The sequence below is a fragment of the Seonamhaeicola sp. ABD4_175 genome (assembly GCF_056160885.1).
In genome coordinates this window covers 590460-606671 of record NZ_JBSWYC010000002.1, presented here as the reverse complement: position 1 = coordinate 606671, position 16212 = coordinate 590460, and the positions used below count along the sequence as shown (strand labels likewise).

Here is a 16212-nt window from a genome sequence, read left to right as displayed (position 1 = left end):
ATTTTAACTATGTTTTTAAGCCTATGACAAGAGAGCAAAAAGATAATTTGTTTGTTTTGGTAAAATCATTGTCTAAGTCAGAAAAAAGACAATTTAAACTTTATGTTGGCAGATTAGGGGTGAATGAAGACTCTAAATTCTTGCTGTTATTTAATATTTTAGATAAGCTAGCAAAATATGACGAAGCAGCTATACTAAAAAAAGGTATTGTAAAAAAACAGCAACTATCAAACCTAAAAGCGCACCTTTACAAACAAATACTTATAAGTTTAAGGTTAAACCCATCGCACCAAGATGCGCGCATACAAATACGCGAACAACTTGATTTTGCTACTATTTTATATCACAAAGGACTTTACAAACAGAGTTTGAAAATATTAGAAAAAGCCAAAAACATGGCTATAGCTAACGAAGAAAAAAATATAGCTTATGAAATTGTTGAACTTGAAAAAATAATAGAATCACAATATATAACACGCAGTTTAAGTAACAGAGCCGATGAACTAACCATACAAGCCAAAGCTTTAAGCCAGCAAAACGTTGTGGCAAGTAAACTGTCAAACTTATCACTACAATTGTACGGGCTATTTTTAAAAACAGGTTATGTAAAAAATGATGCCGAAACTAAACGTATTACAGAGTATTTTAATGCTAGAATGCCTGAATATGATATTAATGAGCTTGGTTTTAGAGAAAAGTTATGGCTTTACAAAGCGCATTTATGGTATAGTTTTTTAACACAAGATTTTTTAGCGTGTTACAAATATGCATCAAAATGGGTTAGTTTATTTTACGATAATAAAGATATGATTACGCTAAACCCCGTATTCTTTTTACGCGGTAATCATTATTTGTTAGAAGCACTTTTTTACTTGCGCCAGCACGAAAAATTTAAAGAATACTTAAATAAATTAGAAAGTATTACCCAAGAAAAATGGTTTCCTTCAGATGATAATATTGAAGGCTTAACTTTCCTGTATTTATACGCAAACCGTTTTAATTTACATTTTATACAGGGGAGCTTTAACGAAGGCTTACCGTTAATTGATGAGGTTTTAGAGCAATTAAAAAAGTACCAAGATAGAATTGATGAACACCATATTATGGTATTTTATTATAAAATAGCTAGCATGTATTTTGGTGCCGGAAACAACAAAGGTTGTATTTTATATTTAGAAAAAATAATAGACAATAAATCACTACAAATGCGTGAAGATTTGTTGTGTTTTTCTCGTATTTTAAATTTGGTAGCACATTACGAAGCCGGTTTAGATTATAATTTAGATGCCTTAATAAAAAGTACTTATAAATTTTTAATTAAAATGGAAGATTTATACGAAGTACAAAAAGAGTTTATTAAGTTTTTACGAAGATTAGGTGATATTTACCCCCATGAGGTTAAAAATGAATTTATAAAGCTGCATAAAAAACTAAAAGAGTTTGAAGAAGACCCTTACCAAAGTAGAGCTTTCCTTTATTTAGACATTATTTCATGGTTAGAATCTAAAATTGAAAATAAACCTATAGGGCAAATAATTAGAGATAAGTTTGAAATGAATTTAAACTGATTTTTAAAATTTCTTGTTAAAAATTTGGAAAATACACTTTACTATTTGAATATTTGCATCACAAAAGTTCAACAAACATATTGAAATGTTATCAAGAAAGGTGGAGGGATTAGACCCTTTGAAACCTTAGCAACCCTTTAAACTTATTAAAGAAGGTGCTAAATTCTACTTAAACAACCAATTCATTTATTGGTGTTTGGATAGATAACGTAACAAAATTACTTCCTGTAATTTTAAATTTCTTTTTAACATTTTTCTATATCAAACATGCTATGTAAGCATTATTTTGACTTTTGAATTAAGTTATTAACTCAAAGAAAAAACTAGAAAAATGAGCAATCAAAAATTAGCAACAAACGCATTACACGCAGGTCATGATGTAAAAGCAAACGGTGGTACAAGGGCAGTGCCTATTTATCAAACTACATCATATGTTTTTAATAATTCAGACCACGCAGCAAACCTGTTTTCATTACAAGAATTAGGCTTTATTTACACCCGTTTAAACAACCCAACAAATCAAATTTTACAAGAACGTTTAGCAGCTGTAGAAGGTGGTATTGGAGCAGTAGTATTTGCATCGGGTACAGCAGCTATTTCAACAGGTTTATTAACGCTTTTAAAAGCAGGCGATCATATTGTAGCATCAAGTAGTTTATATGGTGGTACCTATAATTTATTAAATGTAACGTTACCACGTTTAGGTATTACAACCACATTTGTTGATGCCTCTAACCCAGATAATTTTAAAGAAGCAGTGCAAGATAATACCAGAGCCTTTTTTGTAGAGTCTTTGGGTAATCCAAAACTAGATGTTTTAGATTTAGAAGCTATTTCAGTACACTCAAAAGCTGCTGGGGTGCCTTTTATTGTAGATAATACAGTAGCAACACCAGCACTATTAAATCCAATTAAACATGGGGCTAACATAGTAATTCACTCATTAACAAAGTATATTGGCGGACAAGGAACATCACTTGGTGGTGCTATTATTGATGCTGGAACTTTTGATTGGGCAAACGGTAAATTTCCTGAATTTACAGAGCCTTCGGCAGGTTACCACGGTTTAAAATATCATGAAACACTTGGTGCGGCTTCATATACTTTTAAACTTATTTTAGAAGGGTTACGTGATTTTGGTGGAGCTATTAGTCCTACCAATGCGTTTAATATTTTACAAGGTTTAGAAACTCTGCCAGTAAGAATTAAGCAACATAGTGAAAATGCTTTAGAATTGGCTAAATGGTTAGAAGCGCAAGACGAGGTTGCATGGGTAAATTATCCTGGTTTAGAAAGTAGTAAATACAACGCTTTGGCTAAAAAGTACTTGCCAAAAGGACAAAGCGGTATTGTAACTTTTGGACATAAAGGTGGTTTTGATGCAGCTAAAACTATTGCAGACGAAACTCAAATTTTTTCATTATTAGCCAATATTGGTGATACAAAATCATTAATTATTCATCCATCAAGCACCACGCACCAACAGTTAGATGAAGCACAACAAGCAAGTGCAGGCGTGTCTCCAGATTTAATTAGATTATCTGTGGGTATTGAAGATATTGAAGATTTAAAAGCAGATTTAAAACAGGCATTTGCTAAAATTTAAATACTTTGCAAACACAAGCGTTAGGGATAGAAACGGCATCCTTTTTTGTGTTTGCAAATATACTATGGTTACAAGGAGGTACGACGAAGTAATCTGTTGCAATTTAAAGATTACTTCGCCGTATAAGAAATGACCTGATGAGCTATAAAAACAAAAAAGATATAGTGTATAGCCCGACCTGATAAGGTAACGCCCAAAATTTATAATACTTTGAAAAACGAATTACAGCATATAACAATTACTAATTACACTACCGAAAGTGGTGCTACTAACCCCAAAATTAAACTTAGTTACCAAGTGTTTGGTAAAGCATTAGGTACAGCGCCAATAGTGTTGGTAAACCACGCGTTAACGGGCAATAGTAACGTGGCGGGTGAAGATGGTTGGTGGAAAGATTTAATTGGTGAAAATAAGGTAATTGATACCAATACATATTCAATTTTAGCTTTTAATATTCCGGGTAACGGGTTTGATGGTTTTATAATAGAAAACTATAAAGATTTTGTGGCACGTGATGTTGCTAAACTTTTTTTACAAGGTTTACAGGTGTTAAACACAGGCAAAGTTTTTGCAACCATTGGAGGTTCTTTAGGTGGCGGAATTGCTTGGGAAATGGCTGTTTTGAAACCTGATTTTACAGCAAATTTAGTAGTTGTGGCAACCGATTGGAAATCTACCGATTGGTTAATTGCCAATTGCCAAATACAAGAACAGTTTTTACTAAATTCTAAAAACCCAGTGCATGATGCACGTATGCATGCTATGTTGTGTTACCGCACGCCAGAATCTTTTAAAGAGCGTTTTAAACGTACCAAAAATGAAGATTTAGAGATTTTTAATGTAGAGAGTTGGTTGTTGCACCATGGTAAAAAATTGCAAGAGCGTTTTCAATTATCGGCTTATAAATTAATGAATCAATTGTTAAAAACTATTGATGTTACCAAAGGTAGAGAAGAAGATTTTAATGTGTTAGATAACATTAAGGCAAACATACATATTGTTGGTGTAGATTCAGATTTGTTTTTTACTGCTGAAGAAAATCGTGAAACACACAAACAGTTAGCTTTAACACACCCCAATGTTACCTACAACGAAATTCATTCTGTACACGGACACGATGCTTTTTTAATGGAATATGAGCAGTTAGAGCATATTATTGAAAGCATTTTTGTGCCAAACTCTAAAAGTAAACGCATAAAAGTGTTGAAATTTGGCGGCAAATCTTTAGCCAACGGTAAAGGGCTTGAAACCGTATTGTCTATTATTGAAGCTAAAGTTAATGCCGGTGAACAAATAAGTGTGGTGGTATCGGCAAGAGGTTCAGCTACTGATGATTTAGAGGCTATTTTAAACAAAGCCATTAAGGGTAAACCATATAAAGAAGCTTTAGAAGTTTTTAAAGAATACCAACAATTGCCTGCTAAAAGCGTAGATTTTTCAGAAGAGTTTTTACTGTTAGATAAATTGTTTGAAGGCGTTAGTTTACTAGGAGATTACAGTAAAAAGACAAAAGATAATATTTTGGCACAAGGTGAATTATTATCGATTAAACTTATAGCTAATTTATTAAATGCCCGTGGTATAAAGGCTAAAGCTACCGATGCGCGAAACTTAATAAAAACCGATGCTGTTTTTGGTAATGCACAACCACTGTCAAAACTTTCAAAAGAAAATACTAGAAATTATTTTAAACAAAATACAGGTGTTGTTAATATTGTTACGGGTTTTATTGCTTCAAATTTAAATAATGAAACTACTACTTTAGGTAGAAACGGCAGTAATTATACAGCAGCTTTATTAGCAAATTTTTTAGATGCCGAAGAACTTCAAAATTACACACATGTAAACGGTATTTATACAGCCGACCCCAATTTGGTGCCCGACGCTAAACAAATTAGAGAACTTTCTTTTAGCGAAGCAAATGAATTGGCAAACTTTGGCGCTTCGGTGTTGCACGCCAAAACCATTATTCCGTTAGTTGAAAAAAATATTAATTTAAGAATATTAAATACGTTTAATGCTAATGATGAAGGCACCTTAATTACTGCTAAACCTAGCGCAAAAGAAGTCACATCATTATCTGTGTTAGATAATGTGGCGCTTTTAAATTTAGAAGGTCGTGGTTTATTGGGTAAAATTGGTGTTGATGCCAGAATTTTTGGAGCATTAGGTAGTTCGGGTATTAGTGTAAGTATTGTGTCTCAAGGCTCTTCAGAAAGAGGTATTGGCTTAATTATAGATGCTAATCAGGCAGCACAAGCGGTAGCCGCTCTAGAGCGTGAGTTTGCAACCGATTTTCAGTCGCAAGACGTAAACAATATTGCTGTAAATAATGATGTGGCTGTTATATCTATTGTAGGTATTGAGTTAGCATCGTTTCATAAACCATTTAATGCATTAATAAAAAACCAAATTACACCATTGTTATTTAATAATACAGTAACAGGTAAAAACGTAAGTTTGGTTGTTAAAAAAGCGCAATTACACAAAGCGTTAAATGTTATACATGGTGAAGTCTTTGGAGTTTCTAAAAAAATAAACATTGCTATTTTTGGTCATGGTGGCGTTGGTGGTGCATTAATTAATCAAATATTAAAGTCTAAAAATGATATTGAAAAACGTAAAGGCATTAATTTAAATGTTTTTGCTATTGCCAATTCAAAAAAGCTATTGCTAAATAAACAAGGCGTAAATGCCAATTGGGAACAAGCTATAGTTGAGAGTGATGCAGCAAGTAGTGTTAATGATGTTATAGCGTTTGCTAAAAATAATCATTTAGAAAATTTAATAGCTGTAGATAATACTGCTAGCGGCACATTTCATGATAATTATAAACCTTTAGTTGAGGCGGGTTTTGATTTGGTGTCGTCTAACAAAATTGCCAATACCATTTCGCATGCGTTTTATAAAGATTTGCGTGTGCATTTAAAAGAAAACAAAAAGCAATACCTTTATGAAACAACTGTTGGTGCAGGTTTGCCGTTAATTGATACTATTAAATTATTACATGAGTCTGGTGAAAATATAACCAGAATACGAGGTGTGTTTTCAGGAACTTTAAGTTATTTGTTTAATAATTTTTCGGTTGAAAAAAAGCCGTTTAGTGAAATTATACAGGAAACAATTGATAAAGGTTTTACAGAACCCGATCCGCGTGAAGATTTCTCTGGAAATGATGTGGCTAGAAAATTATTGATTTTAGCCAGAGAGTTAGATTTGCAAAATGAGTTTGAAGATGTTGCTGTGCAGAATTTAATACCTGAGGCTTATCAAAACATATCGGTTGCAGAATTTTTAAGTCAGTTAAATGTTTTAGATGCGCAATACCAACAAATAAAAGATAACCAACAACCTGGGCATGTGTTGCGTTATGTGGGCGATTTATCGGGTGATTTATCACAGGATAAAGGAAATTTAGAAGTAAAATTAGTATCTATACCTGAAGATAGTACGTTGGGCCACGTAAAAGGTAGCGATGCTATTTTTGAAATTTTTACTGAGAGCTATGGTGAACAGCCCATTGTAATACAAGGCGCAGGTGCAGGTGCAGAGGTTACTGCACGTGGTGTTTTTGGTGATATTTTAAGATTGAGTAAGTATATAAATTAGTAAAAACAACAGCAAAAAGCTTGTAAGTAAACCTGATGTTTGGGTTTGAAATTATACTTAGCACTTGATGCATTAGGGATTGAAGCGGCATCCTTTTTTGTTTTTCTCAAAAAAGATATAGCGTAAAGCCCGACCTGAAAGGGAATGCCAAAAAATAATAATTAAAGTTTTAAGGTTGTAATGACTTTATAAAGCAGATTGATAAAATGAGCAAAGAAAAAAAACATTTTGAAACAGAAGCAATACGAACACAGACTGAAACCACACGGTTTTCAGAACATTCAGTGCCATTATACTTAACCTCTGGTTTTGTGTTTGATGATGCTGAAGAAATGCGTGCATCATTTGCCGAAGAAAAACAACGTGATTTGTATAGCCGTTACAGTAACCCAAATACTAATGAGTTTATTGAAAAAGTATGCAAAATGGAAGGTGCTGAGGCTGGTTTTGCTTTTGCAAGTGGTATGGCTGCTGTGTTTTCAACGTTTGCGGCATTGTTAAGCGCAGGAGATCATGTGGTGTCTTGCAGTTCGGTTTTTGGTGCTACACACGGGTTGTTTACTAAATACTTACCAAAATGGCATATAGATTTTTCGTATTTTAATATTAATGAACCCGAAACTATTGAGGGTTTAATTAAACCAAATACAAAGTTTATTTATGCCGAAACACCAACAAATCCTGGGGTTGATGTGTTAGATTTAGAGTTTTTAAGTGGGCTTTGTAAAAAGCACAATTTGTTATTAATTATTGATAATTGCTTTGCAACGCCTTATTTGCAAAACCCTATAAAACATGGTGCAGATTTGGTAGTGCATTCGGCCACTAAATTAATGGATGGTCAGGGTAGAGTTTTAGGAGGTGTAACCGTTGGAAAAAAAGAACTTATTAGAGAAATATACCTGTTTTCGCGTTTAACAGGGCCTTCTATGAGTCCGTTTAATGCTTGGGTGTTATCAAAATCTTTAGAAACCTTGGCGGTTCGTGTAGAGAAACATTGTGAAAATGCCTTAAAATTGGCAACGTTTTTAGAGGCACACCCTAAAATAAAGTGGGTAAAGTATCCGTTTTTAAAATCGCATCCAAAATATGATATTGCCAAAAAACAAATGCGTTTAGGTGGTAATATTGTAGCTTTTGAAGTTGAAGGCGGTATTGAAGGTGGGCGCAACTTTTTTGACAACATTAAAATGTGTTCACTCTCTGCAAATTTAGGAGATACGCGTACCATTGTAACACATCCGGCAAGCACTACACATGCTAAGGTAGAACCCGAGGTTAAAGCAGCTGTTGGTATTACTGATGGTATGGTGCGTTGCTCATTAGGTTTAGAGCATATTGATGATATTATAGCAGATTTTGAGCAGGCTTTGAAATAATTGAAAAAATGTCAGCCTGAAATTTTTTCAGCTATTTAAATGTAATATTGAACAGTAATTTTAAATAATTACTGTTTTTTTTGTTTAAAAAAAACTGACAATTTTTCATTTTTCATTTTACATTTTGTTAAAAAAAACAGGTGTAATTAGTTTTGGTATTTTTTTTGTTGAAATTAGTTCATACTGTTAATTTCACCCACAATGAGTTATTAGTTTTTTGTTTAATTATTATAATTTTTTATTATGGAAATAAATGATTTTAATAAGTATGTGAAAAGCTTAAAATCGCAGCGAATAAATAACTTTAAGCTTACGCAATTAAAAATGGATTTTGAAAATGATAATTTGCTCAAAATTCAATTAAAGGCCCCTTTGTTAAATTCTGGTAATTACAAAGTTGATATTTCTAATGGAATTTTAACATTAAAAGTAATGATTGCAAAAATTGAAAGTAATTTTGGTGTTATTAAAAAGAAGCCAGTTTTTATAGAAAGCTTTTTGGTTTTGCCCAATTCAGAGTTTTGTAAGCTTTTGAATACAAAATTCCATAATAATCAATTAACTATAACAATAGCCAAAAATAATGACATGCCTTTTGTTTCAAGCACAAACGTAGCAGGCGTGGCATAATCTGAAAATAATATATGTTTAATTTTATTTGTTTAACTAAATTTTTTAATTATGAGCAACTTAGTAACAACTCAAAAAAATGGAAGTTTAGCGAAAGCAGATGGGTTTGCTGATTTTCCGGCTTGGTCAAATTGGATTGATAGAATGTTTTCATCTGATTTACCTTCAATTATGATGTCAAACTTTAACACGGGTATAACCCTGCCTAAAGTTAATATTAAAGAAACGGCTGATGCTTTTTATGTTGATATGGCAGTGCCAGGAATGAAAAAAGAAGATTTCTCTATAGACTTAGATAATCAAGTATTGTCTATTGCTTCTGAAAGGAATAAGGCAGAGGTTGAAGAGAGTTATATCCGTCAAGAATTTGGTTATGCTTCTTTTAAAAGAACATTTTCATTACCAGAATACATTGAAGAGTCCAAAATAAAAGCAACTTATAATGATGGTATTTTGAGTGTAGACTTGCCTAAAAAAGAAGAAGCCAAACAAAAACCGCCGCGTACAATAACAATATCTTAGTTTAAAAATGATAATGAAAAGCCTCGTTTGTTGAGGCTTTTTTTATGTTTAATCTAATTTGTATTTAGTTTTTTTATTTTATCTATATTAGCAACATGCTATCTAAAAAAACTAAATACGGACTAAAGGCATTAACTTTTATTGCTAGAAGTGATGGAGAAAATCCTGTTAGAGTTGGTGAAATTGCTGAAAGCGAAAACATACCACAAAAATTTTTAGAAAGCATTCTTCTAACCTTGCGTAAAGCTGGACTTTTAGGCTCTAAAAAAGGAAAACACGGTGGTTACTATTTACGAAAAGAACCTGCCGATATTTTAATGACCGATGTTATGCGCGTGCTTGAAGGCCCAATAGCCATGGTGCCTTGTGTAAGTTTAAACTTTTATGAAAAGTGCGATGACTGCCCAGACGAACACCAATGTAGCGTACACAAATTAATGATTGAAGTTAGAGACAGCACGCTTAATGTGTTTAAAAACAAAACTTTAGCCGATTTGTCTGGCGTTTAGTATTGCCAAATTCTTAAAATTTAAAAAAATCATTGTGCATTTTAGCCTGTTTAGGTTAAAATAGTTCCATTATTCTAAAAAGTTGTTAATTAGGTTTTTTATCTCAAAAAAAGTTTTACATTTGTAATCCCTATTAAATTGATAGGATTAATATAATAAATGACAAATGATAGCGCAAATGTTATTAAAAAGTAAAGAGAAATCTACTTATAAAGAAGATGCTGCTGGTGAAAAACCAATTAGAAGTGTGGCTAAAGCATTAAGTTGGAGAGTAGTTGGAACTTTAGATACACTGGTTGTTTCTTATTTTTTAACAGGAAAAATAGCGGTTGCAGCATCTATTGCATCGGTAGATTTTATTACAAAATTAATTTTATACTTTTTTCATGAACGTGCGTGGAACGCTATTAAATGGGGAAAATAATATATAAAAACATGTTTACAGAAGAACAAATACAAGGTTTAAACAAGGAATTTAAAAACGCTACGCCTTCAGAAATTATAAAAAAAGCTTTTGAGCTTAATAGTAATGCTGTAGTAACAACAAATTTTAGGCCTTACGAAGCTGCAATTTTACACGCGGTAAGCAAAGAGGTTAAAAAAGTTCCTGTGGTTTGGTGCGATACTGGTTACAATACACCACAAACATACAAACATGCAGAACAGGTTATTAAAAACTTAAGTTTAAATATATTTTTATATGTGCCAAAGCAAACAGCTTCACATAGAGATGTGGTTATGGGCATACCAAGTGTAGATGATCCAAAACATGCAGAGTTTACTGAGCAGGTAAAGTTAGAACCGTTTAGAAGAGCTATGGAAGAACATAAGCCAAAAGTATGGTTTACAAACTTGCGCCAAGGGCAAACAGCTTTTAGAAACAGTATTGATGTTTTTAGTTTAAGTGCAGATGGTGTTCTTAAAGTAAGTCCGTTTTACTATTGGTCTGATGAAAAATTAGATGCCTATTTAGAAGAAAATAATTTACCAAACGAATTTAAATATTTCGATCCAACAAAAGCATTAGCTAACAGAGAATGCGGATTGCACGCTTAACAACATAAGATTATGAAGAAAGATACATCATATATTAACGCTTTAGAAAACGAAGCTATTTACATTATTAGAGAAGTAGCAGCTCAGTTTGAAAGACCAGTTTTATTATTTTCAGGAGGAAAAGATTCTATTACACTTGTTAGGTTAGCTCAAAAGGCATTTTACCCGGCAAAAATTCCTTTTCCTTTAATGCATATAGATACAGGGCATAACTTCCCTGAAACTATAGAGTTTAGAGATAGATTAGTTGAAGAATTAGGTTTAGAACTTATTGTTAGAAATGTACAAGATTCTATTGATCAAGGAAAAGTAAAAGAAGAATCTGGCCGTTACGCAAGTAGAAATATGTTGCAAACTACCACGCTTTTAGATGCTATTGAAGAATTTAAATTTGATGCATGTATTGGTGGTGCGCGCAGAGATGAAGAAAAAGCAAGAGCAAAAGAACGTATTTTTTCAGTACGTGATGATTTTGGACAATGGGATGAGAAAAACCAAAGACCAGAATTATTTGATATGTTAAACGGTGAAATTGAATTAGGACAAAACGTGCGTGTGTTCCCAATTTCAAACTGGACAGAATTAGATGTTTGGTCTTACATTGAAAAAGAAAATATTGAAATACCATCAATTTATTTCGCACACAAACGTAAAGTATTCTTAAGAGACGGTATGATTTGGTCTGCTGAAGACGGCGTTGTTTATAGAGATGAAGACGAAGAGGTAATTGAAGAAATGGTGCGTTTTAGAACTGTTGGAGACATGAGTTGTACAGCAGCAGTATTATCTGATGCCGTTTCAATTTCAAAAGTAGTTGAAGAAATTAGAGATTCTTCAATTTCAGAACGTGGGGCCAGAATTGATGATAAACGCTCTGAAGCCGCTATGGAAAAACGTAAACAACAAGGGTATTTTTAAAATTTTCTTTAGAAAATTTAGCCGTTCGCTATTAGCTATTAGCTATTAGCAGAAAATTAAAACAATATATAAATAATTAATAAGCCAAGAGCTAAAAGCTAGAGGCTAACAGCTATAATATGGACGTATTAAAAATTGCAACAGCAGGAAGTGTAGACGACGGAAAAAGTACATTAATTGGTCGTATACTTTACGATACAAAATCACTAACTACAGATAAGTTAGAAGCTATAGAAAAAACAAGTAAACAACGTGGTTATGACTATTTAGATTTTTCTTTAGCTACCGATGGTTTAGTAGCAGAAAGAGAACAGGGTATTACCATTGATGTGGCTCATATTTACTTCTCAACAAAAAAGAAAAGTTACATAATAGCAGATACACCTGGTCATGTTGAGTATACACGTAATATGGTAACTGGTGCATCAACATCACAGGCTTCAATTATTTTAATTGATGCTAGAAAAGGTGTAATAGAGCAAACAAATCGTCATTTTTTTATTAATAATTTACTACGTATTAAAGATGTTGTAGTTGCTATTAATAAAATGGATTTAGTTGATTATTCTGAAGAAGTTTACAATAAAATTAAAGCAGATTTTGAAGACTTAATGAGTAAACGAGATTATCAAGGGCAAAACATTTCATTTATTCCTGTAAGCGCTTTAAAAGGTGATAATGTTGTGAATAAATCTGAAAACATGCCTTGGTACAAAGGTGAAGCGTTATTAGAACACTTAGAAAAATTAGATAAAGCCGATATTTTTAACACAGGTACACCACGTTTTCCTGTACAATACGTAATTCGTCCAAAAACCGAAGATTACCATGATTACAGAGGCTACGCAGGTAAAGTGTATGGTGGTAACTTAAGCGTAGGTGATGAGGTTGTGGTATTGCCATCGCAAACAAAGTCTAAAATAAAAGACATTTATTTTTATGATGAAAAGTTTGAAACAGCTTCAAGACGTTCATCGGTTACCATTACTTTAGAGGATGATGTAAATGTAAGTAGAGGTGATATGATTGTTAAAGCTGATGATTTACCAACTATTGAAAAACAGTTTACGGCAAACGTATGTTGGATGGATTCTAAGCAATTAACCCCTGGCGCAAAATACACAGTGCAGCACGGTGTAAATAAAGTGTTGGCTAAAGTAAATGCTATTCATCATAAAATAAATCCAGACTATTCGGGTGTTGAAGAAGGTGTGGCTGGAATAGGTATGAATGATATTGCCGAGGTTAGCTTCAAATTAAACAAACCTATTTTTTACGATAAATTTAAAGATCACAGAACAAACGGGTCTTTCATTATAATCGATCCGCAGTCTAACAGTACTGTTGGTGCTGGTTTCATACAATAATTATAGTTAAAAGTTAAAAGTAGCAAGTTAATAGTTAGTCAGCTTTTTTTAATTTTTAAAAAAGATATTAAAAACAAGAATAATGAGTTAAAAGAATAAAGTTATTTAGATGAAGTGCAACAATTTTACTGCGCTCAACTTTAAACTTTAAACTTTAAACTTGAAAACTTATACAAATGCAAAGTTTTGAAACAGAAATAGAAAATCCGGTTGTTCAAAAAGATATAATTGAATTAGCTAAAAAAATTGAATTATTTCACAACGGAAAAATTGATGAAGAAAAATTTAGAAGTCTTCGTTTAGCTCGTGGTGTTTACGGGCAAAGACAAGAAGGCGTTCAAATGATTCGTATTAAAGTGCCTTACGGAAAGTTAAAAAGCAATCAATTACGAAGAATTTCTGCGGTTTCTGATGAATATTCTCACGGGCGTTTGCACATAACAACACGTCAAGATATTCAAATTCACTATGTAGATTTAAATAGAACACCTGAACTTTGGGCAGAACTAGAAAAAGATGAAGTTACAGTGCGTGAAGCTTGTGGTAACGTGGTAAGAAACGTAACCGCTTCAGAAACTGCAGGTATTGATGTTAATGAGCCTTTTGATGTATCACCATATGCAGATGCTTTGTATAAATTCTTTTTACGAAACCCAATTTGCCAAGAAATGGGGCGTAAATTTAAAGTATCTTTCTCATCTTCAGATGAAGATACGGGCTTATCATACTTACATGATATTGGATACATTGCTAAAGAAAAAGATGGTGTTCGTGGGTTTAAAGTAATGGTAGCTGGCGGACTTGGGTCTCAACCACGTCATGCCGATGTGTTATATGATTTTGTTGAAACCGATAAAATCATTCCAATAATGGAAGGTATATTAAGAGTTTTTGATCGTTACGGTGAGCGTAAAAGTCGTGCCAAAGCAAGAATGAAATTCTTAGTTAAAGATATCGGTCTAGAAGCATTTAGAGAGTTAATCGATAACGAACAAAAAGCGATCGAGTTTAAATCTGTAGCAATTGATGCCGATGCTTATGTAGCTTCAAAACCAGTTCAAGTTGAAGCGCCTCTGGTTGAAATTAAAAACGAAGAAGCTTTCAATTTATGGAAATTAACAAACTTAATTCCACAAAAGCAAGCAGGATATGTTGCTATTGGAATTAAAGTGTTATTAGGTGATTTCTACACAGATAAAGCACGTTTATTAGCAAATTTAGTTGATAATTATGCAGCTGGCGAAGTACGTTTAACATTACGCCAAAACATTGTAATTCCTTTTGTTAAAGAAGAGTTAGTGCCATTTTTCTATCAAGAATTAGAAAAATTAGGTTTTGTTGAAGCTGGTTACAACAAAGCAGTAGATATTACAGCATGCCCAGGTACAGATACATGTAATTTAGGTATTGCAAGTAGTACAGGAATTGCCGAAGAATTAGAGCGTGTTATTAAAACCGAATATCCTCAATATTTAAAAAACGAAGATTTAGTTATAAAAATTAGTGGCTGTATGAATGCCTGTGGACAGCACAATATGGCAAATATTGGTTTTCAAGGCATGACAGTACGCACGCCAGATAAATTAGTAGCGCCTGCTTTACAAGTGCTTTTAGGTGGCGGAAACCAAGGTGATGGAAATGCAACTTTTGCCGATAAAGTAGTAAAAGTACCAAGTAGAAGAGGGCCTGAAGCATTACGTAGAATTTTAAATGATTATGAAGCTAACGCAAACGGTAAGCAGTTTGTTGAGTATTATTTAGAGAAAGGTCAGAAATATTTTTACGACTTTTTACAAGATTTACAAGATGCTACCAATTTAACAGAGCTTGATTTTATAGATTGGGGTGAAGAAGAAAAATATGTTAAAGCTATTGGTGTAGGTGAATGTGCTGGTGTTGTTATAGATTTAATTGCTACTTTGTTTTTTGAAAGCGAAGAGAAAATAGAAAATGCTAAAGAATCTTTTGAAAATGAAGTATATTCGGGGGCAATCTATTTAGCATATCAGTCGTTTGTAAATTCAGCTAAAGCATTACTATTAGCCGAAAACAAAAAAACAAACACACATGCAGGTATTATTTCGCAATTTGATGAGGTTTTTGTTGAAAGCGGAAAAATTAATTTAGGTGCTTCTTTTTCAGATATAATTTATCAAATTAATAAAAATGCACCGTCTAAAGATTTTGCGGTAAATTACATTGCAAGTGCCGAAAAATTCTTAGCTGCAGTAAGAGCTTTTAGAGAAGCTGAACAAACTAAAACTGCTTAGTAAATAAATAAAAATGAGTTTAAAAATCCCAACATTAACCGTTGTAGGTGCAGGACCAGGAGACGAAGATTTAATAACGCTTAAAGCTATTAAGGCTATTGAATCTGCAAACGTTATCCTGTATGATGCGCTTATAAATGAAAGTTTGCTAAAATATGCTTCAGCTAATGCAGAACTTATTTTTGTAGGTAAACGTAGGGGTTGTTATGCATTTCAGCAAGAGCAAATAAATGAACTCATAGTAGCAAAAGCTAAAGAAAAAGGCCATGTTGTGCGTTTAAAAGGTGGCGATCCTTTTATTTTTGGTCGCGGTGCCGAAGAAATTGATTATGTGCGTCAGTTTGGATTAGAAATCTTTGTGGTTCCAGGTATTTCGTCATCAATTGCAGTGCCAGCATACCAAGGTATTCCTTTAACAAAACGTGGTGCAGCCGAAAGTTTTTGGGTGATTACAGGCACAACCAAACAACATAAATTGTCAAATGATGTTGCTCTGGCAGCAAAATCTACAGCTACCATTGTTATTTTGATGGGCATGGGCAAACTTGGTGAAATTGTAAATATATTTTCAAAAGAAAATAAACAAGATACACCCATTGCTATTATTCAAAATGGCACTCGCAATAATGAAAATGTAGGGATTGGCACTATTCAAACTATAGAAAAAATTGTTGAAGAAAAACAATTAGCAAACCCAGCAATTATTGTTATTGGTGATGTTGTAAAAGAAAGAGCTATTTTAAGTAAAGTTTACCAAGAAGTAACAGGAAATTAAATT

Annotated in this window: 13 protein-coding genes and 1 riboswitch; all 13 genes read left to right on the top strand. The window is 32.9% G+C overall.

Features of this window, described 5'->3' with window-relative positions; genetic code table 11:
- Positions 1-23: 23 nt before the first annotated feature.
- Positions 24-1568, top strand: a complete 1545-nt coding sequence (locus ACXAG4_RS09020) for a hypothetical protein (RefSeq protein WP_475295747.1) — start codon at positions 24-26, stop codon at positions 1566-1568.
- An 85-nt stretch (positions 1569-1653) separates the two neighbouring features.
- A riboswitch (SAM riboswitch) is annotated at positions 1654-1779 on the top strand.
- A gap of 120 nt (positions 1780-1899) precedes the next feature.
- The gene (locus ACXAG4_RS09015) at positions 1900-3174 is read left to right on the top strand and encodes an O-acetylhomoserine aminocarboxypropyltransferase/cysteine synthase family protein (RefSeq protein WP_475295746.1); all 1275 of its coding nucleotides are present in this window, start codon (positions 1900-1902) and stop codon (positions 3172-3174) included.
- A gap of 210 nt (positions 3175-3384) precedes the next feature.
- On the top strand, positions 3385-6783 hold the full coding sequence (gene thrA, locus ACXAG4_RS09010) for a bifunctional aspartate kinase/homoserine dehydrogenase I (protein ID WP_475295745.1): 3399 nt from the start codon (positions 3385-3387) through the stop codon (positions 6781-6783).
- A gap of 206 nt (positions 6784-6989) precedes the next feature.
- Positions 6990-8162 (top strand): trans-sulfuration enzyme family protein, encoded by a 1173-nt coding sequence (locus ACXAG4_RS09005; RefSeq protein WP_475295744.1) that lies wholly within the window; start codon positions 6990-6992, stop codon positions 8160-8162.
- Between the two features lie 324 nt (positions 8163-8486).
- The gene (locus ACXAG4_RS09000; RefSeq protein ID WP_475295743.1) at positions 8487-8792 is read left to right on the top strand and encodes a hypothetical protein; all 306 of its coding nucleotides are present in this window, start codon (positions 8487-8489) and stop codon (positions 8790-8792) included.
- A 51-nt stretch (positions 8793-8843) separates the two neighbouring features.
- Positions 8844-9314, top strand: a complete 471-nt coding sequence (locus ACXAG4_RS08995; RefSeq protein ID WP_475295742.1) for an Hsp20/alpha crystallin family protein — start codon at positions 8844-8846, stop codon at positions 9312-9314.
- Positions 9315-9409: 95 nt separating this feature from the next.
- On the top strand, positions 9410-9823 hold the full coding sequence (locus ACXAG4_RS08990; RefSeq protein WP_475295741.1) for an RrF2 family transcriptional regulator: 414 nt from the start codon (positions 9410-9412) through the stop codon (positions 9821-9823).
- A 166-nt stretch (positions 9824-9989) separates the two neighbouring features.
- A complete protein-coding gene (locus ACXAG4_RS08985; protein ID WP_475295740.1) occupies positions 9990-10247 on the top strand; it encodes a DUF2061 domain-containing protein in 258 nt (85 codons plus the stop codon).
- A gap of 11 nt (positions 10248-10258) precedes the next feature.
- The gene (locus ACXAG4_RS08980) at positions 10259-10879 is read left to right on the top strand and encodes a phosphoadenosine phosphosulfate reductase domain-containing protein (protein WP_475295739.1); all 621 of its coding nucleotides are present in this window, start codon (positions 10259-10261) and stop codon (positions 10877-10879) included.
- Between the two features lie 12 nt (positions 10880-10891).
- Positions 10892-11797, top strand: a complete 906-nt coding sequence (cysD, locus tag ACXAG4_RS08975; protein WP_475295738.1) for a sulfate adenylyltransferase subunit CysD — start codon at positions 10892-10894, stop codon at positions 11795-11797.
- A 119-nt stretch (positions 11798-11916) separates the two neighbouring features.
- Complete coding sequence (locus ACXAG4_RS08970) at positions 11917-13164, top strand: sulfate adenylyltransferase subunit 1 (protein WP_475295737.1); 1248 nt, start codon at positions 11917-11919, stop codon at positions 13162-13164.
- Between the two features lie 176 nt (positions 13165-13340).
- Positions 13341-15434 carry a HEPN domain-containing protein gene (locus tag ACXAG4_RS08965; protein ID WP_475295736.1) on the top strand — a complete coding sequence of 698 codons (2094 nt, stop codon included), beginning with the start codon at positions 13341-13343 and terminating at the stop codon, positions 15432-15434.
- Between the two features lie 13 nt (positions 15435-15447).
- Positions 15448-16209 carry a uroporphyrinogen-III C-methyltransferase gene (gene cobA, locus ACXAG4_RS08960; RefSeq protein ID WP_475295735.1) on the top strand — a complete coding sequence of 254 codons (762 nt, stop codon included), beginning with the start codon at positions 15448-15450 and terminating at the stop codon, positions 16207-16209.
- Positions 16210-16212 lie beyond the last annotated feature (3 nt).

What these genes read in the sequence shown, in the direction of transcription:
- ACXAG4_RS08970 (WP_475295737.1), top strand. Translation starts at nt 11,917, where the DNA reads ATGGACGTATTAAAAATTGCAACAGCAGGAAGTGTAGACGACGGAAAA.
- ACXAG4_RS09015 (WP_475295746.1), top strand. Translation starts at nt 1,900, where the DNA reads ATGAGCAATCAAAAATTAGCAACAAACGCATTACACGCAGGTCATGAT.
- ACXAG4_RS09005 (WP_475295744.1), top strand. Translation starts at nt 6,990, where the DNA reads ATGAGCAAAGAAAAAAAACATTTTGAAACAGAAGCAATACGAACACAG.
- ACXAG4_RS08980 (WP_475295739.1), top strand. Translation starts at nt 10,259, where the DNA reads ATGTTTACAGAAGAACAAATACAAGGTTTAAACAAGGAATTTAAAAAC.
- ACXAG4_RS08990 (WP_475295741.1), top strand. Translation starts at nt 9,410, where the DNA reads ATGCTATCTAAAAAAACTAAATACGGACTAAAGGCATTAACTTTTATT.
- cobA (WP_475295735.1), top strand. Translation starts at nt 15,448, where the DNA reads ATGAGTTTAAAAATCCCAACATTAACCGTTGTAGGTGCAGGACCAGGA.
- ACXAG4_RS09020 (WP_475295747.1), top strand. Translation starts at nt 24, where the DNA reads ATGACAAGAGAGCAAAAAGATAATTTGTTTGTTTTGGTAAAATCATTG.
- cysD (WP_475295738.1), top strand. Translation starts at nt 10,892, where the DNA reads ATGAAGAAAGATACATCATATATTAACGCTTTAGAAAACGAAGCTATT.
- ACXAG4_RS08995 (WP_475295742.1), top strand. Translation starts at nt 8,844, where the DNA reads ATGAGCAACTTAGTAACAACTCAAAAAAATGGAAGTTTAGCGAAAGCA.
- ACXAG4_RS08965 (WP_475295736.1), top strand. Translation starts at nt 13,341, where the DNA reads ATGCAAAGTTTTGAAACAGAAATAGAAAATCCGGTTGTTCAAAAAGAT.
- ACXAG4_RS09000 (WP_475295743.1), top strand. Translation starts at nt 8,487, where the DNA reads ATGGATTTTGAAAATGATAATTTGCTCAAAATTCAATTAAAGGCCCCT.
- ACXAG4_RS08985 (WP_475295740.1), top strand. Translation starts at nt 9,990, where the DNA reads ATGATAGCGCAAATGTTATTAAAAAGTAAAGAGAAATCTACTTATAAA.